The sequence below is a fragment of the Moraxella haemolytica genome, assembly GCF_030177935.1.
GTDB lineage: Bacteria > Pseudomonadota > Gammaproteobacteria > Pseudomonadales > Moraxellaceae > Moraxella > Moraxella haemolytica.
Genome location: NZ_CP089974.1, coordinates 2,081,345 through 2,102,498, shown reverse-complemented (window position 1 = coordinate 2,102,498; position 21,154 = coordinate 2,081,345). Strand labels below are relative to the sequence as shown.

Below are 21,154 nucleotides of genomic sequence, written 5' to 3'. Positions count from 1 at the left end.
TATTTTAGGGGAAGATGGCAAAGGGGTTGCTGGTGGTTTTTTCTTTTGGTAAGGGGGTGCCGTCATAGATGGTTTTATTACCATATAGGCTAATGTGGGCACGATAAGTCTTATCCATGTCCAAAGGTGGGATAAAGCCGTAATCTAGAGGAATGAGCAAGGAGAGTTTTGAGCCTTTAAGAAGATGAATACCGTTATCAAGGCAGGTTAACTGGGGGCGAATATGGGTTTCTTTTGGGTTGTCGTCGTTGATTAAGGTGATGCCGATAGAATCTTTGCAGCTGCGAATGTTTAGGGGTTCTTGGTCGGCAAAGATGATGAGTTGGAGTGTCTGATTGGGCAAAGAGCGAGCGGTAACATGGCTGGGTGATGTGGCGGGTTGAACTTGCACTGACGGCATGATGTCGCTGATGGTGGTTTTTGGGGTATTGGTTGGCGATTGGCAGGCGGTTAAAGCCAATAGCAGGGCTAGGGCGGCATGGATTTTCATGGTTTTTGATAATTATAGTTGAGCTTAAAAAATAATAGCACAGAATACTATTTTTGCAAACTCACCAAAGCAACCCATGATTGTCAAGCAATCAGTTCAGTTGCCGCACGGTCAAAATCTGTAGAGCACGACCAAATGGACCAAGCTCGTCATGCAAAATACTGCTGGTCAACCCTACGCCACTCTCCCCAATCTGCTGAACGGTCTCAAGCCCAAGCCATCGCCCAACAGGGGTGCGATGCAGGTGAATTTGTAGGTCAATGCTGGGGAAAATCCACGACTTATCTTGGGTTCTGGCAGCAATCCCATTGGCGGTATCCACCATGCCAATCAAATGCACAAAATCCGATGTTGCCTCGCCTAAGACCATCTGAATATCGGTGTCTAGCCATACCACACTTTTACCTGCTCTATGCTGTGCTGACTTTGCTTGTAGGCTTTGAATGTAGCCGCCGCCCCATATTTGTAGACCTTGCCAAGTGGGCAGGTTGCTTGGGTCTTGGATGGCGTCTTCAAGCCCTGCGATGCTGCGGGTGTCGCTTTTGGCAAGTCGCCATGCACGCATGATGAGGCTTACTCGCTCACGCCCATCGCCATCAATGGTAGATAAGGTGCTTTCAATCAGCTCAATGGTGCGTCCTGTGCGGATAAAGTGAGTGCGTATGATGGTCTCCCCCAAATAAATCACACCCAAAATATCCAGACTAAGACGAGCAATCATCAAATCATCTCTTGGGCAAAACTGCTCAAGCTCATGTGCCAAAAGCCCTGTGGCAACTGCCATGTGCTGCTCAAAGTCATTCCAAGCCCCTTGTGCGTGCTTGGTGGATTGATAATGGCTGATGGTCGTATCATTGTCATGGTGACGACTGAGGCGAGTGTAGTAGGCGTTCATGATGACCTCTTTTAACTAGTGGCAATTTGCCAGATAGGCGTTGGTAAATTTTGAGCCATTGGGGCGAGCTAATTTTTGACATATGGCATGACTGGCTTGTACCAGTTTATCAATGTCAATGCCTGTAGATAGCCCCAAGCCTGTCATCAGATAGTGTACATCTTCGGTAGCGACATTACCAGATGCTCCCTTGGCATAAGGGCAACCACCCAAACCACCAACAGAGGCATCAAAGATGGCAATGCCTTGTTCAAGCGATTCATAAATATTGGCAATCGCCATACCATAGGTGTCATGAAAATGCCCTGCTAATATGCTAATATCAAGCTCATCACGGCACGCTTGCCAAAGTCGTCTTACCTGATTGGGCGTGGCTGTGCCGATGGTCTCTCCCAAAGAAATCTCGTAGCACCCCATATCATACAGACGGCGTGCGATGCTGGCGACTTTAGTGGGGTCAATCGCTCCTTCATAAGGACAATCCACCACACAAGAGACATAGCCTCGCACCTTAACATCATGTTCTTGGGCTAAGGATATGATGTCTAAGATTCGCTCAAAACTCTCATCAATCGTGCAATTAGTATTTTTTTTAGTAAAAGACTCACTGGCAGCGGTAAAGACAGCAACCTCTTGGCAGCCCACCTCTAACGCATCTTTGATGCCCTGAGTATTGGGAGTTAAAAGAGAAAAACTGATGTCTGTATCTTTGGGTAGCTGACGATATACTTCGGTGCTTGATGCCATTTGAGGAACCCATTTTGGCGATACACACGAGCCTGCCTCAATGAATTTTAAATTTGCCGCCATTAGGTCATGAATAAGCGTCAGCTTATCATCAACGCTAAGTGGGGTTTTTTCGTTTTGTAATCCATCTCTTGCACCGACTTCAACGATTTTTATGTGGGTCATAATGCCATCCTTGATACATTGGGTTGATGTGCGTGCTGTATCTTAAACACAGCACGCTTAGTCATTATTGTTTTGCCTCAAAAGATACCAGCTCATCGCCTGCTTTGACTTGGTCGCCAGTTTTATAATAGCACTCTTGTACGATGCCGTCATCGGGGGCTTTGATGGTATAAATAATTTTCATCGCTTCCATCGTGAGCAGTACCTCATCTTTGGCGACCGCTTGCCCTGCTTGAACGCAGACATCAACGATGATACCTGGCATGGGGGCGGTTAGTCCGCCTTGTGCTTCACTATCGTTTTGACCACAGCCAATCTTGGGTAGAGCGAACGGTACGGCATTAATCCCATATGTATTGTCATACAGAGTAAGAGTATCTTTACTGTGATTAAAAGATACTTTTTGATGATGACCGTCTAAGGTGATGCTGGCGGTATTGGCATCCAATAATTCACCATTCACGACAAAGGTGCGTTGATGATGATTCGCCAGCCACCGCTTGCCATCATTATGCCATGAGACGACATACTCCTGGTCTTGATATTTTAGATGAATGCGATGACAGGTGGTGGTATTTGGTCGCCACAATGGGTGCATCTGCCATATATTGCCTTGACCAATCTGCTTCATCAGCTTAATGAATGATGCTTTAATCACCAGCTCATCAGTGATGTTAATGACAGGATTGAGTAGAAAATCTTCTTCTTTGTTGATAAGATTGGTGTCTAACTGTATGTTTTTAAAGCGTTCAGATTGTAAGATGCGTCCTAAAAAGGCGATGTTGTTCCCCAGTCCGTCAATATGCGTCTGACTAAGTGCATGATACAGCTTTCCAATCGCCTCATCACGATTTTTCCCCCAAACAATCAACTTGGCAATCATGGGGTCATAAAAAGTGGTGATTTCATCACCCAAGGTGATGCCGCTATCAATGCGAATGCCATCGCTACTGCTTGGGTAGGTTAGATGGGTAATTTTACCAGTGGCGGGCAGATAGCCTTGCTCTGGAATTTCAGCATAGATGCGAGCCTCGATGGCATGACCTTGTGCCATTAGCTCATCTTGAGTTTTTGGTAGTGCTTCCCCATCGGCAATTCTTAGCTGCCACTCAACCAAATCAACCCCAGTAATCATCTCGGTAACAGGATGTTCTACCTGTAGCCGAGTGTTCATCTCCATAAAATAAGCAGTGCCATCTTGTTCAACAATAAACTCAACCGTACCAGCACCCACATAGCCGACCGCTTTGGCGGCATTGATGGCGGCAGTACGCATCTGTTGTAGCTTGTCTTCGCTGATGTTTGGAGCGGGAGCCTCTTCGATGACTTTTTGATGTCTTCTTTGCACCGAGCAGTCTCGCTCAAACAGATGTACGACATTGCCAAAAGTATCGCCAAAAATCTGCACTTCAACATGACGAGGATTGACGATGTAGCGTTCGATGAGCACATCATCATTACCAAAGCTTGACAGTGCCTCTTGTTTACAGGATTTTAACTGGGTAAGAAAATTGGCTTCATGCTCTACCAAGCTCATGCCCTTACCCCCACCACCAGCACTTGCCTTAATGAGAACAGGGTAGCCGATTTTGTCAGCTTGTGCCTTTAAAAAATCAGGGTCTTGATTATTGCCATGATAACCAGGGGTTAAAGGCACGCCAGCTTTTTCCATGAGAGCCTTTGAGGTTGCTTTTAATCCCATGGCAAGAATGGCTTCAACAGGTGGTCCGATAAATACAATGCCGTTATCATGACAGGCTTTGGCAAATTGGTCATTCTCGGACAAAAACCCATAACCAGGATGAATGGCACTAGCACCTGTTTGCTTGGCGGCATTGATGATTTTGTCGATTTGCAGGTAGCTTTGGGTAGCAGGCGAGGCACCGATATGAACCGCTTCATCCGCAAGTAGTGTGTGCTCAGCGTCCGAATCTGCGTCCGAATAGACAGCGACAGTGGCAACCCCCAGCTTTCGACAAGTTTTGATGACTCGACAGGCAATTTCACCACGATTGGCAATGAGTATTTTATGAAACATGATATGGTCCTTTTGTAGAGTTGTTATTTTATCCAAGTGGGTGTTTGTTTGCTCAAAAAAGCACCTAAGCCTGATTTGGCTTCATCGCCTGTGCGAATCTTGGCGATGTGATTGGCGGTCTTTTGTAGTAGTTCATCATCAATGTCGGCATGAGCGACCATGTCGATGAGTTCTTTGGAGGCGTGCTGTGCTTTTGGAGCACCCTTTAAAATGTTATCGATAAGATCATCAATCAAAGCATCCAAACCCATCTCGTCATCAGTAACTTCATGCACCAGTCCTATGGCATGGGCTTGCTTAGCATCGATGCGTTCGGCGGTTAAAAAATAACGACCAGCTTGTCTTGCACCGATGGCTTTGATGACATAAGGACTGATGGTGCTTGGAGACAGCCCTAAGCGAACCTCTGAGGTGGCAAATTTGGCAGCACTACTGGCAACACAAATATCACACGCTGACGCAAGCCCCATACCACCGCCCAATGCCGCCCCATGAACACGGGCGATGGTTGGCTTAGTCAAGGTGGCGATACGATGAAGCATCTTGGCAAGTTTTAGAGCATCTTGGCTGTTGGTATTAAAATCCGCTTCACCCATTTGCTTCATCCAAGTTAAATCCGCCCCTGCTGAAAAACTTTTGCCACGCCCACCCAGCACAACGACACGCACATCATCACGCCCATCAAGCTCATCAAAGCAGGCGTGCAGTTCGGCGATGACGGTCGCATTAAAGGCGTTATGCACATCAGGTCGGTTTAGCCAAACATGGGCGATTTGGTCGTGAATGGTGCATTCTAAGGTATCAAAATTCATGGTATTGTCCTTTTTATCTGTCGTCTAAATGTTGCATTGCATACCAAATTACATTCTAAATACCCCAAAGCCCATATCATCAATCGGTGCATTCATGGCGATGGCAAAGCTAAGACCGAGAATATGGCGACTTTGAGCAGGATCGATGACACCATCGTCCCATAGGCGTGCCGAAGCGTAGTAGGGATGCCCTTGTCTTTCATATTGTTCACGAATGGGTGCTTTAAAGTTGTTTTCTTCATCAATAGACCAAGACTGACCAGCTTTTTCAATTTGTTCACGCTTGATGGTCGATAGCACACTTGCTGCCTGTTCACCACCCATGACAGAAATGCGAGAGTTTGGCCAGGTCCACATAAATCGTGGTGAGTACGCACGACCACACATACCGTAGTTGCCTGCCCCAAATGAACCGCCAATCACTAGGGTGATTTTGGGTACATTGGCAGTAGCCACCGCCATGACAAGTTTGGCTCCATGTTTGGCGATGCCTTCGTTTTCGTATTTTTGCCCCACCATAAAGCCTGTGATGTTTTGTAGAAATAATAATGGGACTTTGCGTTGGCAACACAGTTCAATAAAGTGAGCACCTTTTTGGGCAGATTCTGAAAACAAGATGCCATTGTTGGCGATGATGCCGATTTTTTGACCATAAATTTGGGCAAATCCCGTAACCAAAGTTGTGCCAAATCTTGCCTTAAATTCATCAAAGCGTGAGCCATCGACCAATCTTGCAATAACCTCTCTGATGTCAAAAGGGGTTTTGGCATCGGCAGGAACGATGCCATACAGCTCATCTTGAGAAAAATTCGGCTCCTCAAACTCATTCTTAAGGGTTTGTTTTGGCTGATTCAGATTGCTTACGATGCTACGAGCAATCATGAGGGCATGTTCATCATTTTCTGCCAAATGGTCTGCCACGCCTGATAGTCGAGTATGTACATCACCACCACCCAAATCTTCGCTGGACACCACCTCGCCTGTGGCTGCCTTGACCAATGGCGGCCCACCCAAAAAGATAGTACCTTGATTGCGTACGATGATGGTTTCATCGCTCATGGCAGGCACATAAGCACCTCCTGCAGTACAGCTACCCATCACCACCGCAATTTGTGGAATGCCTGCTTTTGACATCTGTGCTTGATTATAAAAAATCCGCCCAAAATGCTCTTTATCGGGAAAAACTTGGTCTTGTAATGGCAAAAAAGCACCGCCAGAATCCACCAAATAAATACAAGGCAGGCGATTTTCTTTGGCAATTTCTTGGGCTCTTAAGTGTTTTTTGACAGTCAAAGGATAATAAGTACCACCCTTGACCGTCGCATCATTGGCGACAATCATACACATGACACCACTGACCATGCCGACCCCTGCCACCACACCAGCACAAGGAATGTCGTCTTCATAGACCCCTAAGGCAGCAAATTGCCCAATCTCCAAAAATGCAGAACCTGTATCAAGAAGAGTGTTGATGCGTTCACGAGCAAGTAGCTTGCCTCTGGCGGTGTGTTTGGCTCGGGCTTGTTCATGCCCCCCAAGACAGATGCGAGTCGCTTGTTGGTTTAAGTCTTCTACGAGCGACAGCATGGCGGCTTGATTGGTTTGAAACGCATTGCTACGGATATTGATTTTACTGGTCAATGTATTAAAATCGGCGGTCATAATCTGTCCTTGTTTTAGTTTTTGGTTGGGATTTTGCCTGTATTGAATTGTCCGCTTGATGCTTATTTGGTTTCGTTGAATAGTTCACGACCAATCAGCATACGGCGAATCTCTGATGTGCCTGCACCGATTTCGTACAGTTTGGCATCTCGCCACAGTCTGCCTGCGGGAAACTCATTGATATAACCGTTGCCACCTAGCGTCTGAATGGTTTCGCCTGCCAGCCATGTGGCTTTTTCGGCGGCATACAGTATTGCACTGGCACAGTCTTTTCTTAGACTTCTGTCGTGATTTGATTTATCACAAGCACTACCGACTGCATAGACTAAAGCTTTGCAGGCGAGCATGGTAGAGTACATGTCAGCGATTTTGCCTTGCATGAGTTGAAACTCGCCAATCGCTTGCCCAAACTGCGTGCGTTCATGCACATAAGGCATCGCCAAATCCATACAAGCATCCATGATGCCCAAAGGACCGCCACTAAGTACAGCTCGCTCGTAGTCCAATCCGCTCATCAGTACTTTTACACCATTGCCCATACCGCCAAGCACATTTTCCTCTGGGATTTCAACATCATCAAAGAAGATGGGATAAGTGTTTGAGCCACGCATACCCAGCTTATCAAGGTGTGTGCCATGACTAAAACCTTTCATGCCTTTTTCTACCAAAAATGCCGTGATGCCCTTAGCACCTGCACTTGGGTCGGTCTTGGCATAGACGACCATCACATCAGCATCGCCACCATTGGTAATCCACATCTTTGAACCGTTTAGAATAAATCGATCGCCTTTTTGTTCGGCTTTTAGTCTCATGCTGACCACATCAGAGCCAGCATTCGGCTCACTCATTGCCAATGCACCGATAAAATCACCGCTGATGAGCTTGGGTAAAAAACGCTCTTTTTGTGTTTGATTGCCGTTTAGGTTGATTTGATTGACACATAGATTGGAGTGAGCTCCATAGGATAGCCCGATAGAAGCAGAAGCACGAGAGATTTCTTGCATGACCAGAATGTGGGCTAGGTATCCCAAGTTGGCACCGCCAAATTCTTCGGAGACGGTCATGCCAAGTAGCCCCATCTCGCCAAACTTTTTCCAAAGATGGTTGGGAAATTGATTGTTCTTGTCCGTCTGTTCAGCGAGTGGAGCAACCTCTTTTTGGCAGAATTTGCGTACCTCATCTTGTACTGCCAATAAAGTTTCATCGATGCCGAAAGTTAGATTGCTTAGATTCATGGTGTCGTCCTTGTGTAAATGCCCAAACAAAGAATGGCTTGTGTTAAAATATTTGACTTGCCAGCAAAAACCAAACAAGGTAAATCGACCCTTATGAGGTTGGTTTTGGTGGTTGGGAATAATGTAGCATAATATTTTTAATAAAAAAAGTGAATTTTATTAAAAAAATGATTGACAATTCATTTTTAAATGAGAGAGAATAAAAGCATGAGTTATAAGCGTTCTGTTTTGATGCAAGAGCGACTTCGCCAAAACCGTGAAGCCATCTTGCAGGCGGCTAAGCAACTGATTACCCAAGGCGGTATCAAAGAAGCCCAAATTCAGACCATTGCTGAGATGGCAGGGGTATCTAATGGGCTGGTGTATCGATATTTTGATAATAAAAATCACATTATCATCGAGGTTCTGTCAGCTGCCATACAAGCAGAAATTGCGATTTTAATGCAGATTGCCAAACAAGACTCGCCAGCTTCCGATAAGTTACAGCGAGCGATGAGAACTTTCGTCAAGCGTGCATTAAACAGCCCAAAACTTGCCTATTCTTTGATGCTTGAGCCTGCTGATGCACCAGTAGAAGAGGCACGCTTTAAAAGTAAGCAAATCGTCAAAGAGGTCGTAGAAGGTATCCTACAAGAAGGCAAAAACCAAGGCGTATTTGCTGCTATGGATATCGGCACGACCGCCCAATGTATCGTTGGTGCGATGACATTTGCGGTGATTGAACCTTTAAGCCTAAATCCGCAAGCGATGAACAAGGATGAGTTTGCCAAAGCGGTCGCTGATTTTTGTTTAAAAGCGGTACAAAGTTAAGCAGGTCTTGCTTGTTTAGCTTAGAAGCGACATGAAGTTGCTTATCTTGTCGTCAAGGCGGATTTATCATGATTCAAGGAGAGTATCATGTACCAAAAATTAAGCTATCTTTCAGGCATCAGCGACAAGCCGCTGATTGGTTTGACGATTGGCGAGATGTTCGACCGTGCTTGCATCAAGTACGCTGATAAAGAAGCGGTAGTCAGCATTCATCAAGACTGCCGGCTCACTTATCAACAGCTATCCGAGCAGGTAAATGCTTTTGCAGCATCGCTGCTTGAGTTGGGTTTTGATACAGGTGATCGCTTGGGTATTTGGGCGTTAAATAGCATCGAGTGGGTCATTACGCAGTATGCGTGCTTTAAGATCGGGGTAATTTTGGTCAATCTAAACCCCGCCTACAAAGCCAAAGAATTGGAATATGTACTCAATAAAGTTGAATGTCGTGGTATTGTTATTGCAGATTCCTTTAAGACCTCAGACTATCATGCCATGCTTGCCAGCATTGCCCCTGAGCTTGAAAGCAACCATAGTAAACTGCTTGTCTCTCATAACCTACCACACCTAAAAGTCGTGATTAAAGCCAGCGACGAAGAGCATGATGGTGTTTATCGTTTTAATGATTTATTAACACCGCCAACACTCGCCCAAAAGCAGCACATCGAATATATCGCCCAAAGGCTACAGTTTGATGATGTGGTCAATATCCAATTCACCTCAGGCACCACAGGCAACCCAAAAGGCACGATGCTCACCCATCATAATATCCTAAATAATGGCTATTTTGTTGGTGAGGGCATCAAACTTACCGAAGATGACAGAATCTGTGTGGCTGTGCCACTATTTCACTGCTTTGGCATGGTCATGGGTAATCTTGCTGCCATGACGCATGGGGCGACAGTCATTTATCCTGATTTTGCCTACAACCCAACCCAAACCTTACAAGCGGTGCATAATGAGCGTTGTACAGCATTATATGGTGTGCCATCGATGTTCATTACCATGCTAGAAGATAAGCGGTTTGATGAATTTGATTTATCAAGTTTACGGACGGGCATCATGGCGGGTTCTCCTTGCCCTCGTGAAATCATGCAAAGGGTCATCGACCGTATGCACATGAGCGAGATTACCATTTGCTACGGTATGACAGAAACCTCACCCGTCTCCATGCAAAGCCATGTTGATGACCCGATTGATAAGCGAGTCAGCACAGTTGGTCAAATCCACCCACATTTGGAAGTAAAAATTGTTGATGAGGACGGTAAAATTACCCCCGTGGGTGTGTCTGGCGAGCTATGTACTCGAGGCTATTCGGTGATGGCAGGCTACTGGGGTGAGCCTGATAAAACCAAAGAAGTGGTCGATAAGCATGGTTGGATGCATACAGGAGACATCGCCGAGATGGACGAAGACGGCTTTGTCAAAATCAAAGGTCGTATCAAAGATGTGGTGATTCGTGGTGGAGAGAATCTGTTCCCTAAAGAGATTGAAGATTTGATATTTCAGCATCCTGCCGTGCTGAGTGTGCAGGTTGTCGGCTTGCCTGATAAACGCTATGGTGAGGAGCTGTGTGCTTGTATCATTTTGAATGACGGGGCGGCTTGTTGTGAAGATGACATTCGAGAATTCTGTCGCACCCAAGTCTCACATCACAAAGTACCTCGCTATGTCAGCTTTGTCAATGAGTTTCCGATGACCGCTTCTGGCAAGCCCCAGAAGTTTAAACTCCAAGAGCTGATGCGAGTGGAATTTAATCTGACGGGCAATATTTTTGAGTGATTAGAGGGCTGATATGTAAACAAAAAGGCAGGCGATGAGCTTGCCTTTTTTTGTGTCTAATGGGTGTTGCAAAATGATAAAGAGTAGATAAATTAGGCTTTATGGATGATATTTTCACATTTTCCTAGATAAATATGCTCAGCGATTTTGCCTTGTTGCTCGATATTATAATCCCAAAAGCTCTTGGATTCATCAAAGACATAGTGATAGGGGTTGTATTTTTTAAACGAAAGATAATACAGACTTTGTAACCACGCTCCACGCAGTAGCACATGATAGCCATACTGATGTTGTAAGACATGGGTCATTTCGTGGATAAAAATTTGTTGATATGGTTTATCTGCTACTGAAAAGTCCGCCTTATAATGCTTATCAGGCACAAAAATAAAGCCATTGGGGGCAATAAATACTTCATCAGACTGCCAAGGAATATAAGGGTATTTGATGATTTTGACCTTATCATAATCAATCAAATCGCCGAACACGGATTGAGCCAGCGTAATTTCTCCTGTTGTTAAATGACGCATGACAATGCGATCTTTTTTATGTTTGATGAAATGATAAGGTATGCGAAATTTCATGAGTAGTAGCCAAGTCTATCTATCAGCCAAGCCCCACACCTGACAACTCTCGTGCCAGTCGCCCTGCTGAGTTATCAGTTAGCCCACCCATAAAATCTAGCACCTTCATGTAGCCATCATACAGTGTGTCGGTATCTTTGATGGGGGTGTCTTTTAATAGTTCTAGGGCAAGGCGATGTTTGGTGGTGGTTGTTTTACCTGTTAGTTTGGCATGAACTGCAGGGACAAGCAAATCTAGTATCTGCCCTAAACAGCCGAAACTGGCTATTTCGGTAACAAGTTTGCTATGATGATTAAAGATTTGATTTTTGGCAAGGTTTTTGGCGTTTTGTAGGGTTTGCTTAACCGAATCATCACAGACGGCAAGCAAGTCTTTTTGGTCAAACTCTCCTGCGAGTAGTGCATCGTGATGCTCAAAGAACTGCTTGGCGACCTCATGTGTGGCATTGCCGATGGCACGCCCACGCATGACACCAATGCGTTGTCTTTTGTCGTTGATGTTTTTGTAATTTTCAAAATCTGCCCCCAAAATTGGTCGCATGACATTGGAAAATTCATCAAAGCTAATCAGCTCAAGCTCTACGGCATCCTCAAGGTCTAATAAGGCATAACAGATGTCATCGGCCGCTTCCATCAGATAGGATAGGGGGTGTCTTGCCCATCTATCCACACCCAAAGGGGGTAGTCCAAGTCGCTCGGCAGTCATACGCATGAGTGGCAACTCGCTTTGATAAATATTAAATTTGCCATCGCCATACTCACTACCCCAAGGGTATTTTAATAGTGTACCTAAGCTGGCACAGGTCAGACGCATACCGCCTGCATGGGCATACATTTCTGTGCGTGCTACGATGCGTAGGCTGTGAGCATTGCCCTCATAGGTGGTTAGGTCGGTTTTTTGTGGTGGGCTAAGTGATTGTAAATATTCATCATTTTGGCAGAACCATTCTCGGAGTGCGTCCTCGCCTGTATGCCCAAATGGTGGATTGCCCAAGTCATGTGCCAGACACGCCACCTGTACGAGCGTGCCAATGTCGCTAGGTGAGATGTGGTCGGGTAATAGCTTTCGTTGGTGAAGTCCTAGTCCAACACTATTGCCCAGACTACGCCCAACACTTGCCACCTCAACGCTATGCGTTAGGCGGTTGTGCGTATGATCAGACTTGGCGAAAGGGTGAACTTGGGTTTTACGCCCTAATTTACGAAAGCTTGACGAGAATACCACTCGGTCATAGTCGGCATGAAAATCGCTGCGTACGCCATCGTTTGGCGTATGGCTTGGAGTTAGGATAATGCTACCGTCATCTGGCCTTGGGCGGTCGGTGGAGAGTAGGTCTGCCCAGTTCATGTGCGTCCTTTTGGTTTAGCTGTCTTTGACCGCCATGGTGATGGTGTAGGTCTTGCCTTGTTTGATTTTGTCTGAGTTGCCAAACACTTCTGTAAATGAACGCTTCATAAAGTCTCTTAGTCCATTGATGGTAACAACATAAAAGCGTCCATCCATTTCCATTCGCTCATAAGCGTCTAGTAGGTAAAGGTAGTGTTGTTCTTTGCTTGCTTTGGCAGGCAGATTACTCATCACAAGGGAGAATTTACGCTCTTTTGGTACATGGGCGAAGCCATTTGAGAGCATAACTTCGGTGTTTTTTAGACCATTTTTTTGGCAGTTTAGGCGAGCGTATTCTACCGCCACAAAATCTTTATCAATGAGTAAGTGCTGACCTTCTGGGCATTCACGAGCCGCTGTCATGCCCAAGACGCCATAGCCACAGCCTAAGTCGATGGAGCTGTCATCGGCTTTAAAATCAATATAATCAAGCAGCATCAGACTGCCATCATCAAGCCGTTCGGGACTAAAGATGCCCCAAGTGCTACGAAAGTCAAAGCTCTTGCCAAGCACTTCTTGACTAAAGCTGATGTCTTGTCGCCAGAGTTTGGCTTTTTGTTGTAGTTCGGCTAGGGTGGTGCTCATGTGATTCTCGTTATGGCTAGGTTGGGGATATTATAACAAAAGATAAGGCGGATAAAACATTGATTAAAGGTATTTTTTGATTGAAAAGCATTGATTATGTGATAAAATTTATTAAAACAAGAGTTGTTTTGTGAAATTATGATTGATGTCTTGATTAAAAGCGCTATAATGCACACCTGCACACCTGCACACCTGCACACCTGCACACCTGCACACCTGCACACCTGCACACCTGCACACCTGCACACCTGCACACCTGCACACCTGCACACCTGCACACCTACTAAAGCTGTGCCTATTTTCTGTTAAACTATTTTGGTTTGGCGGACTTTTTGTTCGTGCCTTAAAGTTCATCTCCATTGGGGGTGAGCTTTTTTGTTGTCAAAAATTTAAGGTAGGCGGTGCAAAATGAATGATACCGCCACTTCAAAACAAGTCAAATCCAAAGCCCGTATTGCCAATTTTGGTGAGGTATTTACCGCTGAGCGTGAGGTAAACGCAATGCTTGATTTGGTCAAATTCCAATCTGAGCAAATTGCCAGTACCTTTTTGGAGCCTGCCTGTGGTAATGGCAACTTTTTGGCTCAGATTTTACAGCGAAAACTTGCTACCGTCTTATCATCTGCTCAAATCAACAAAAGCAAAAAATCGCCAAAATACGCCCAAGGCATTTATGAGCGTAATGCCATATTGGCGATATCGTCCATTTATGGTCTTGAGTTGTTGCAGGATAACTGCACCGAGTGCCGCAGCCGATTGCTGGCGATATTTAGCGAGCATTATGCCAAATATTTTAACAATACCAACCCAGTCATCATTGAAATTGCAACTTTCTTATTGCACAAAAATATCATCAATGGCGATGCCTTGACATTGCTGGATAAAGATAAACAACCGATAGTTTTTTGTGAATGGAAGTTCATCAGCGACACTCAAATCAATCGCCGTGATTATATTTACCGTGATTTGGTCAATAAAGTCAGCGAACGAGAATTACCATTGTTTTCTGATTTGGGCGAAAAGGCTTATATCCCCACACCCATCAAAGAATATGCACCCATTCATTATTTAAACCTAACTCAACTGGACTAGCCCATGAACAATCTCAATATTCAGATAGACAGTAATATTACCAAGGATTTGGATAATATTGGCAAAGGTCAATTAAATTTATTTGAATTGGCTTACAATCCTGATGTGCTTGATTGTTTGTCAAGCCTATCTAATGACGAGGTATTTACTTCACCAAAATTAGCCAATCAAATGCTTGATTTATTGCCCAATGAATTATGGACAAATCCCAATGCCAAATTTTTGGACCCTGTGTGTAAATCTGGTGTATTTTTAAGAGAAATTGTTAAGCGATTAGACAAAGGCTTAGAAAGTCAAATCCCAGATAAACAAACTCGCATTAACCATATTCTAAAAAATCAAGTCTATGGCATAGCCATCACTCAGCTAACCGCTCTGTTATCACGCCGCAGCGTATATTGTGCTAAATATGCTAATTCGTCCATCTCTATTTGTGATGAGTTTGATAATGATATGGGCAATATTATATTTGGCGATGTCAATCACAGCTTTCAAAGTGGCAAATGCACAGAATGTGGGGCAAGCCAAGATGTTTTTGGTAATCGGCAGGGGTTGGAAAACCACGCTTATGCGTTTATTCATAGCGATAAAGACAATGAATTTAAAGAGATTTTAAAAATGAAATTTGATGTGATTATTGGCAATCCGCCTTATCAATTAAGTGATGGCGGTGGTGTTGGAAGTAGTGCTATTCCGTTATATCATAAATTTGTAGAACAAGCTAAAAAAATAAATCCCAATTATTTGATTATGATTACCCCTAGCCGTTGGTTTACAGGCGGTAAAGGTCTTGATGAATTTCGGGATAATATGCTCAATGATAAACGCATTAAAGAAATTCACGATTTTCCCAATTCAAAAGATTGTTTTGACAATGTGGAAATTAAAGGTGGTGTAAGCTATTTTTTATGGGATAAAACTCACAATGATGATTGTGAGTTTTTTACTTATGAAAATGGACATTGTATTTCTCGATTAAAAAGACCATTAAAGGAAAATGGGATAGATATTCTTATTAGATATAACAAAGCCATTTCTATTTTGAGAAAAGTTAATGAAAAACAAGAAAAGTCTTTTGGGGATTTTGTTAGTTCAAGAAATCCATTTCGTTTAGCAAGTAGGTTTACAGGAAACAACCTGCCTTATAAAAATAGAACTGACAATGTAAAACTATATAGCCTTAATAAAACTTCTTATATCAAACTTGAAGATATATCCCATAATAGAGATTTAATTTTAAGGCATAAGATTCTAATTCCAAAAGAATTTGGAACTGGCGAAAGTCAAACTGACTTAATTAAACCTATTTGTGCAGGAGTAAATAGTGCTTGCACCGAAACTTATTTGGTTATTGGAACTTTTGAAAGTGAAGAAATTTGTAATAATGTAATAAGTTATATTAGCACAAAATTTTTTCATTTCATGGTTACTTTGGTTAAAAATACGCAAAACACGACAAAATCAACTTATGCGTTGGTACCAATGCAGGATTTTAATCGTTCGTGGGCAGATGAACAGCTTTATGCCAAATATGGCTTATCCAAAGATGAAATTAACTTTATTGAAAGTATGATACGCCCAATGGATAACGACAGCGACAAACCTAAAAAATCACGTACCAAAAAAGCAAAACAAGCGGATTTATTGGAGGGTGATGATGAGTGAAATTAAAATTACGAGTATTCAACAATTTGTTGAGCAGGTTGCAATACTAGGATTAAAAGAAAATCACACAAGATTTTTTCGTGGTCATTCCGATAGTGAATATAAGATGATACCCAGTATATATAGAGATAACAGCTTAATAAATAATGAGGATAGAATTGTAAAAGATGTTTTGACTGAATGTGCCGAATATTTTCCGCCACACGAAATGCTCTTTGATAAATTGGTAAGAATGCAACACTATGATTGCCCAACAAGATTGTTGGATATTTCTTATAATGCTTTGGTTGGTTTATATTTTGCTGTCAATAAAAATGACGGGACTATGAACAGTCAAAAATGTCATCAAGAAAATATCTTTGGTGATGATTTAAAAGATGGCGAAGTTATCATCTTAGATATTCCTACTAATAAAATTAAATACCAAGACAGCGATACAGTTGCTATATTGTCAGCACTTTCTTTGCAAAAAATAGATTTTGATATTGGTTTTTACAAAAAAATTGCAGAAGATAATTTTTTGAATAATCTGGATATTGCTAGAAAAAAATTTAAAAACAATCCAAGTCTATTATCTAATTTAACTTTAAGTTCAGAAAGGCTTGAAAGTATTGATGAAGATATATTCAATAGGAATTGCGGGGAGTATAATGAGAGCTATTTTAATTCTATCAATAATGAGTTAAATGGAATTGCAGAAATTATTACCCTGCTTAACGATGTTCGTAAAGATAAGCCGTATTTTCTGCCACATATGGATTACCGTGATGTTAATCAAGTTATCTGTGTAAAGTCAAAAGCCAACAATCGCAGAATAGAAAGGCAACAGGGGGCGTTTTTGATTTTTGGTATTGATGAGGTTAAATCCAGATTTTCAAAAGTAGAAGCTCAAAAAGATTGGTCTATTCATAAATTGATTATTGATAAAAACTCAAAAAAAGAAATCTTAAAAAATTTAGAAAGAGTTGGCATTAGTCGCCAAACCCTATTTCCTGAATTAGATAGTCAAGCAACCCATATCATTAGCCGTTATAAGGAACAACTAAAATGACCCAATTTGCCCCCATTCACGCCCCAAAGATTTATGTTTATTCTGATAGCCGTTATCCAAATTGCTTAAAAGTCGGCTACACCGCCCAAGAAACGGTAAGCCAGCGAATGAAACAGCATTATCCAACCGTTACGCCAAGCCAAAGTTGGAAACTAGAATTTGAATCGTTGGCGATTAAAGATGACGGCAGTTATTTTAAAGATTTTGCTGTGCATAAAATGCTAGAAACAATGGGCATTAACCGCATTGCAGGCGAATGGTTTGATTGCGATATTGAGACTGTCAAAAACGCCATTTTAAATATTAAGAAAGCCAAAACTTTTGAACGGCAACGCACACAAGATTTTAAAATGCGTCCAGAGCAATTAGACGCTGTGAATAAAACCGCTTATTATTTTAATTCTATTAAACAAGATAAAAATAATGGGCGGACACCGCATTTTTTATGGAATGCCAAAATGCGATTTGGTAAAACGTTTGCTACCTATCAATTAGCCAAAAAGATGAATTGGCAAAGAGTGCTTATTTTAACCTTTAAACCTGCGGTCAAAAATGCGTGGCAGGAAGATTTAACCACCCACAGCGATTTTAATGGTTGGCAATTTATCAGCCGTGATAGTGAATTAAAGCTAGAAAACTATGATAAAACTCGTCCGATGGTGTATTTTGCGTCTTTTCAAGATGTTTTGGGTAGAGACAAATTTGGCAATATCAAAGCTAAAAATGAATGGCTACATACGCTAAATTGGGATTGTGTGGTATTTGATGAATATCATTTTGGAGCGTGGCGTGATAGTGCCAAATCGCTTTTTGCCAAAGATGATGAATTGACAAAAATGCAAAATGAATATCAAGAAATGGAAATTGGGGTAGAAAGTTTTGATGAAAATGAATTGCCTATTACCACAGAGCATTATTTGTATTTATCAGGTACGCCATTTCGAGCGATTGCCAGTGGTGAATTTATTGAAGAGCAGATTTTTAACTGGACTTATGGTGATGAACAAAAAGCCAAATTAGAATGGGATAAGACAAAAGGCGATAATCCTTATTTGTCATTGCCGCAAATGATGTTATTAACTTATCAATTACCAGAAAATATTCGCCATATTGCCACACAAGGCGAATTTAATGAATTTGATTTGGGCGAATTTTTTAAAGCGGACGGCAATGGCGAAACGGCTAAATTTAAACACGAAAATTATGTGCAAAAATGGCTGGATTTAATTCGTGATAATCTTGATGAGATGATTGTTAGCAATTTAAAACAAGGCAATGCCAAACCGCCAATGCCGTTTAGTGATGTGAATTTATTAAATAGCTTATTGCATACGCTTTGGTTTTTGCCTAGTGTGGCGAGTTGTTATGCAATGGCAAATTTATTAAAAGCTCCCAATAATAAATTTTATCACGATTATCAGGTTATCATCTCAGCAGGTAATCAGGCAGGTATGGGTGATAAAGCCCTAGAGCCTGTCAAAAAAGCGATGGGTGATAATCCTTTGTCCACAAAGTCTATTACGCTATCGTGTGGTAAATTGATGACAGGCGTATCTGTATCTCCTTGGACGGGGATTTTTATGCTTAGAAATTGTGCCAGTCCTGAGACTTATTTTCAGGCGGGATTTCGGGTACAGACCCCTTGGACTATCAAGGGTGATGATGAGATAACTATTATTAAAACCCAATGCTATATATTTGATTTTGCCCCCAATCGTGCTTTACGCCAAATCGCTGATTATGCCCATAAACTAAACCCAGCAGAGGGCAGTCCTGAGAGAAAAGTTGCTGAATTTATCCAGTTTTTGCCAGTACTTGCTTATGATGGTAGTGCGATGCAACAGGTGGATGCAAGATTGCTCCTTGATATGGCGATGTCTGGCACGACAGCCACGCTACTGGCAAGGCGGTGGCAGTCGGCTTTGCTTGTCAATGTGGACGATTTGACCTTAAAAAATTTGATGGCAAATGCTGATGCAATGAACGCTTTGATGAAAATTGAAGAGTTTAGAAGTATCAACGATGATATTGAGGTGGTAATTAACCGCTCTGAAAAAATCAAAGGTTTAAAACAAAAAGCCAAAGAAAATGATGGCGAATTGTCAAAAGAAGACAAAAAGACCTTGACCGAAGAAGAGAAAAAAGAAAAATCTTTGCGAAAACAAATTCAAGATAAACTCATCAAATTTGCCACTCGCATTCCGATTTTTATGTATTTGAGTGATTATCGTGAGCATACGCTCATCGATGTGATTTCGGTGTTGGAGCCTGAATTGTTTACCAAAGTAACAGGTCTAAGCCAAGCGGACTTTGCCTTGTTGGTGTCATTAAATGTCTTTGATGAAAGTGTGATGAATGATGCGGTATATAAATTTAAACGCTATGAGGATGCCAGCCTTGAATACACAGGGATTGATAAAAAAGATGAATATGTAGGGCTGTTTAACACCGTCATCAAAAGACAATTTACTACCCCCTAGGGTGATGTTCTTTATGTAGTGTCTGCAGGCGAGCGGTGGCAACATGGGTATAAATCTGCGTGGTGGATAGGTCGCTATGCCCAAGCAATAGTTGCACACTACGCAAGTCCGCCCCATGATTGACCAGATGCGTGGCGAATGCGTGGCGAAGGGTGTGTGGACTAATATCGGTTCTGATGTCTGCTTTTAGGGCGTATTTTTTGATCATATGCCAAAAGTTGTGCCGTGTCATGTAGCCACCTTGCTCGGTTAAAAAAACCGCTTGGCAGTCGGATTTGCCGATGAGCAGTTCAGCTCGGTGGTTTAGGTAGCTTTGTAGGGCTTGTTGGGCGTATTCACCCATGGGAATGAGACGAGTTTTGTTGCCTTTACCAGTGATTTGTAACCAGCCTGCATTCATGTTGAGTTGTTCAAGCGATAGATTGACCAGCTCGCTTACTCGCAATCCGCAGGCATACATGATTTCTAACATGGCTTTATCACGCAGACCAAGCAGACTGCTGTCTGGGGTGTCTAGTAGGCGATTGATGTCGCTTTCTGAGAGTGTTTTTGGTAGAGATTGGATGGTTTTTGGGGATTTGATGTCCTCGCAAGGGTTGTCTTGCCTGCCCTCGTTGCCGATTTGCCACAAAAAAAACTGACGCAAACTGGCGAGTAGTCTTGCGATGGTGCGTGGATTTTTGCCCTGTGTTTGGGCAAGTTTTAGGCACGCTAGCACATCTTTTTTATCCCATAGGGTTAAGGGTTTGTCTAGGTGCATAAGGCAAGCACGCAAATCCTGAACATAGGCGTTACGAGTACGCACAGACAGCCCACGAGCCAGCATTGCTGAGCGAAACTCAGTTAGGTAGGCGGGGTCGCCATCAACATGGGTGATGGTGGGTGTTCGAGGATTTTTGGCACGAGTTTTGCTCATGATGGAATCTTTTTGATGACCAAGTAACGATAGCTGCCATCATCGAGCGTTTCTTGAGTGTTAAGAGTATGCCCCAGATGGCGACAAAAATTTGGAATGTCTCGGGTGGTTGCAGGGTCAGTGGCAAGAATTTCGATGACATCGCCATCTTGTGCCTGTCTGATGGTCTTGTGTAGCAACATGATGGGTTCTGGGCAGATAAGCCCTTTGGTGTCTAGTAGGTAATTACTCATGAGGGTTATCCTTTTGTTTGTCTTGTAAGAAATTTAGGAATTTGTTTAGGTTTACTCGAAACACATAAGGCATGGCAAACCAAGCCATCATTGCCAAAAACACCGCCATAAAGAAATTTGTTGTCATGCCAGCGACCGCATACACTCCCAAAGCGAATAGCACAAGGCTAATAGCGGTGATGAGTATGACAAATAAAATACCGCCTTGCACGATGTGATAACGCCTTAAAAACAGCACATGAAACAGGCTGATGGGAATGCTAAACCCAATCAGTACATAAGGCAAGTAATGAAATGAATAATAAATTAGTGTACTGTCCTTAAAGTTTGTCATGCTAGCTAGTGTGCCGAACACGACAAAGCAGGCGATGGCAATCAATCCCAGATAGATGCTGATATTCGCCAGACGAAGTGCTTCAGTGGTGCGAGTGATGAGTGTGGTAGTTTGGCTCATTGTAATTTTGGCATTGCCTTGATAAGAATTGATTGAAAAAATAGCGGATATAAAAACTTAGGTGTGCCCAAAGATGC

General features: G+C 42.8%; 20 protein-coding genes. 6 read left to right on the top strand and 14 right to left on the bottom strand.

The features are described 5' to 3' along the window. Positions 1-4: 4 nt before the first annotated feature. The 7 genes from LU276_RS09900 to LU276_RS09870 all read right to left on the bottom strand — a co-directional run bounded on the left by LU276_RS09900 (position 5) and on the right by LU276_RS09870 (position 8,044). Positions 5-490, bottom strand: a complete 486-nt coding sequence (locus LU276_RS09900) for a hypothetical protein (RefSeq protein WP_284673665.1) — start codon at positions 488-490, stop codon at positions 5-7. Positions 491-581: 91 nt separating this feature from the next. Further along, positions 582-1,385, bottom strand: a complete 804-nt coding sequence (locus LU276_RS09895; protein ID WP_284673664.1) for a thioesterase family protein — start codon at positions 1,383-1,385, stop codon at positions 582-584. Between the two features lie 15 nt (positions 1,386-1,400). Further along, entirely contained in the window at positions 1,401-2,300 is a 900-nt protein-coding gene (locus LU276_RS09890; protein WP_284674638.1) for a hydroxymethylglutaryl-CoA lyase, read from the bottom strand. 61 nt (positions 2,301-2,361) lie between these two features. Beyond that, positions 2,362-4,335, bottom strand: a complete 1,974-nt coding sequence (locus tag LU276_RS09885) for an acetyl/propionyl/methylcrotonyl-CoA carboxylase subunit alpha (RefSeq protein ID WP_284673663.1) — start codon at positions 4,333-4,335, stop codon at positions 2,362-2,364. Positions 4,336-4,358: 23 nt separating this feature from the next. Next, entirely contained in the window at positions 4,359-5,147 is a 789-nt protein-coding gene (locus LU276_RS09880; protein ID WP_284673662.1) for an enoyl-CoA hydratase/isomerase family protein, read from the bottom strand. Positions 5,148-5,195: 48 nt separating this feature from the next. Continuing rightward, positions 5,196-6,809: a carboxyl transferase domain-containing protein gene (locus tag LU276_RS09875; protein WP_284673661.1), complete on the bottom strand. Its 1,614-nt coding sequence runs from the start codon at positions 6,807-6,809 to the stop codon at positions 5,196-5,198. Positions 6,810-6,871: 62 nt separating this feature from the next. After that, on the bottom strand, positions 6,872-8,044 hold the full coding sequence (locus LU276_RS09870) for an isovaleryl-CoA dehydrogenase (protein ID WP_284673660.1): 1,173 nt from the start codon (positions 8,042-8,044) through the stop codon (positions 6,872-6,874). Positions 8,045-8,251: 207 nt separating this feature from the next. On the opposite strand from LU276_RS09870, the gene LU276_RS09865 reads away from it, so the two are divergent. Both LU276_RS09865 and LU276_RS09860 read left to right on the top strand, forming a co-directional pair. Then, complete coding sequence (locus LU276_RS09865) at positions 8,252-8,854, top strand: TetR/AcrR family transcriptional regulator (protein ID WP_284673659.1); 603 nt, start codon at positions 8,252-8,254, stop codon at positions 8,852-8,854. Between the two features lie 84 nt (positions 8,855-8,938). Beyond that, on the top strand, positions 8,939-10,633 hold the full coding sequence (locus LU276_RS09860) for an AMP-binding protein (RefSeq protein ID WP_284674637.1): 1,695 nt from the start codon (positions 8,939-8,941) through the stop codon (positions 10,631-10,633). A gap of 92 nt (positions 10,634-10,725) precedes the next feature. Here LU276_RS09860 and LU276_RS09855 read toward each other — a convergent pair whose 3' ends face one another. The 4 genes from LU276_RS09855 to LU276_RS09840 form a co-directional block, all read right to left on the bottom strand. Further along, positions 10,726-11,214, bottom strand: coding sequence for a hypothetical protein (locus tag LU276_RS09855; protein ID WP_284673658.1), 489 nt, complete (start codon positions 11,212-11,214; stop codon positions 10,726-10,728). Between the two features lie 22 nt (positions 11,215-11,236). Next, on the bottom strand, positions 11,237-12,562 hold the full coding sequence (locus LU276_RS09850; protein ID WP_284673657.1) for a deoxyguanosinetriphosphate triphosphohydrolase: 1,326 nt from the start codon (positions 12,560-12,562) through the stop codon (positions 11,237-11,239). Positions 12,563-12,577: 15 nt separating this feature from the next. Further along, positions 12,578-13,186: a class I SAM-dependent methyltransferase gene (locus tag LU276_RS09845; protein ID WP_284673656.1), complete on the bottom strand. Its 609-nt coding sequence runs from the start codon at positions 13,184-13,186 to the stop codon at positions 12,578-12,580. Between the two features lie 111 nt (positions 13,187-13,297). After that, on the bottom strand, positions 13,298-13,540 hold the full coding sequence (locus LU276_RS09840) for a hypothetical protein (protein ID WP_284673655.1): 243 nt from the start codon (positions 13,538-13,540) through the stop codon (positions 13,298-13,300). Positions 13,541-13,594: 54 nt separating this feature from the next. On the opposite strand from LU276_RS09840, the gene LU276_RS09835 reads away from it, so the two are divergent. The 4 genes from LU276_RS09835 (at position 13,595) to LU276_RS09820 (ending at position 19,474) form a co-directional block, all read left to right on the top strand. Continuing rightward, positions 13,595-14,278, top strand: coding sequence for a restriction endonuclease subunit M (locus LU276_RS09835; protein ID WP_284673654.1), 684 nt, complete (start codon positions 13,595-13,597; stop codon positions 14,276-14,278). Positions 14,279-14,449: 171 nt separating this feature from the next. Beyond that, a complete protein-coding gene (locus LU276_RS09830) occupies positions 14,450-15,943 on the top strand; it encodes an Eco57I restriction-modification methylase domain-containing protein (protein WP_284673653.1) in 1,494 nt (497 codons plus the stop codon). Then, the gene (locus tag LU276_RS09825) at positions 15,933-16,994 is read left to right on the top strand and encodes an FRG domain-containing protein (RefSeq protein WP_284673652.1); all 1,062 of its coding nucleotides are present in this window, start codon (positions 15,933-15,935) and stop codon (positions 16,992-16,994) included. The genes LU276_RS09830 and LU276_RS09825 overlap by 11 nt, the downstream gene beginning before the upstream one ends. Further along, complete coding sequence (locus LU276_RS09820) at positions 16,991-19,474, top strand: GIY-YIG nuclease family protein (RefSeq protein ID WP_284673651.1); 2,484 nt, start codon at positions 16,991-16,993, stop codon at positions 19,472-19,474. The genes LU276_RS09825 and LU276_RS09820 overlap by 4 nt, the downstream gene beginning before the upstream one ends. Here the strand turns inward: LU276_RS09820 and xerD are convergent. From xerD to LU276_RS09805, 3 genes are read right to left on the bottom strand one after another with little or no spacing between them, the layout of a single operon-like run. Then, positions 19,464-20,390 (bottom strand): site-specific tyrosine recombinase XerD, encoded by a 927-nt coding sequence (xerD, locus tag LU276_RS09815; protein ID WP_284673650.1) that lies wholly within the window; start codon positions 20,388-20,390, stop codon positions 19,464-19,466. The two genes, LU276_RS09820 and xerD, sit on opposite strands and share 11 nt — an antisense overlap. Beyond that, the gene (tusA, locus tag LU276_RS09810) at positions 20,387-20,623 is read right to left on the bottom strand and encodes a sulfurtransferase TusA (RefSeq protein ID WP_284673649.1); all 237 of its coding nucleotides are present in this window, start codon (positions 20,621-20,623) and stop codon (positions 20,387-20,389) included. Before tusA ends, xerD begins: the two co-directional genes overlap by 4 nt. Further along, the gene (locus LU276_RS09805) at positions 20,616-21,077 is read right to left on the bottom strand and encodes a hypothetical protein (protein ID WP_284673648.1); all 462 of its coding nucleotides are present in this window, start codon (positions 21,075-21,077) and stop codon (positions 20,616-20,618) included. The genes tusA and LU276_RS09805 overlap by 8 nt, the downstream gene beginning before the upstream one ends. Between the last annotated feature and the right edge of the window lie 77 nt (positions 21,078-21,154).

Coding starts and splice junctions, on each gene's coding strand:
- LU276_RS09870 (WP_284673660.1), bottom strand. CDS start 8,044: ATGAATCTAAGCAATCTAACTTTCGGCATCGATGAAACTTTATTGGCA.
- LU276_RS09885 (WP_284673663.1), bottom strand. CDS start 4,335: ATGTTTCATAAAATACTCATTGCCAATCGTGGTGAAATTGCCTGTCGA.
- xerD (WP_284673650.1), bottom strand. CDS start 20,390: ATGAGCAAAACTCGTGCCAAAAATCCTCGAACACCCACCATCACCCAT.
- LU276_RS09805 (WP_284673648.1), bottom strand. CDS start 21,077: ATGAGCCAAACTACCACACTCATCACTCGCACCACTGAAGCACTTCGT.
- LU276_RS09900 (WP_284673665.1), bottom strand. CDS start 490: ATGAAAATCCATGCCGCCCTAGCCCTGCTATTGGCTTTAACCGCCTGC.
- LU276_RS09875 (WP_284673661.1), bottom strand. CDS start 6,809: ATGACCGCCGATTTTAATACATTGACCAGTAAAATCAATATCCGTAGC.
- LU276_RS09865 (WP_284673659.1), top strand. CDS start 8,252: ATGAGTTATAAGCGTTCTGTTTTGATGCAAGAGCGACTTCGCCAAAAC.
- tusA (WP_284673649.1), bottom strand. CDS start 20,623: ATGAGTAATTACCTACTAGACACCAAAGGGCTTATCTGCCCAGAACCC.
- LU276_RS09895 (WP_284673664.1), bottom strand. CDS start 1,385: ATGAACGCCTACTACACTCGCCTCAGTCGTCACCATGACAATGATACG.
- LU276_RS09855 (WP_284673658.1), bottom strand. CDS start 11,214: ATGAAATTTCGCATACCTTATCATTTCATCAAACATAAAAAAGATCGC.
- LU276_RS09840 (WP_284673655.1), bottom strand. CDS start 13,540: ATGAACTTTAAGGCACGAACAAAAAGTCCGCCAAACCAAAATAGTTTA.
- LU276_RS09880 (WP_284673662.1), bottom strand. CDS start 5,147: ATGAATTTTGATACCTTAGAATGCACCATTCACGACCAAATCGCCCAT.
- LU276_RS09830 (WP_284673653.1), top strand. CDS start 14,450: ATGCTTGATTTATTGCCCAATGAATTATGGACAAATCCCAATGCCAAA.
- LU276_RS09835 (WP_284673654.1), top strand. CDS start 13,595: ATGAATGATACCGCCACTTCAAAACAAGTCAAATCCAAAGCCCGTATT.
- LU276_RS09850 (WP_284673657.1), bottom strand. CDS start 12,562: ATGAACTGGGCAGACCTACTCTCCACCGACCGCCCAAGGCCAGATGAC.
- LU276_RS09825 (WP_284673652.1), top strand. CDS start 15,933: ATGATGAGTGAAATTAAAATTACGAGTATTCAACAATTTGTTGAGCAG.
- LU276_RS09820 (WP_284673651.1), top strand. CDS start 16,991: ATGACCCAATTTGCCCCCATTCACGCCCCAAAGATTTATGTTTATTCT.
- LU276_RS09845 (WP_284673656.1), bottom strand. CDS start 13,186: ATGAGCACCACCCTAGCCGAACTACAACAAAAAGCCAAACTCTGGCGA.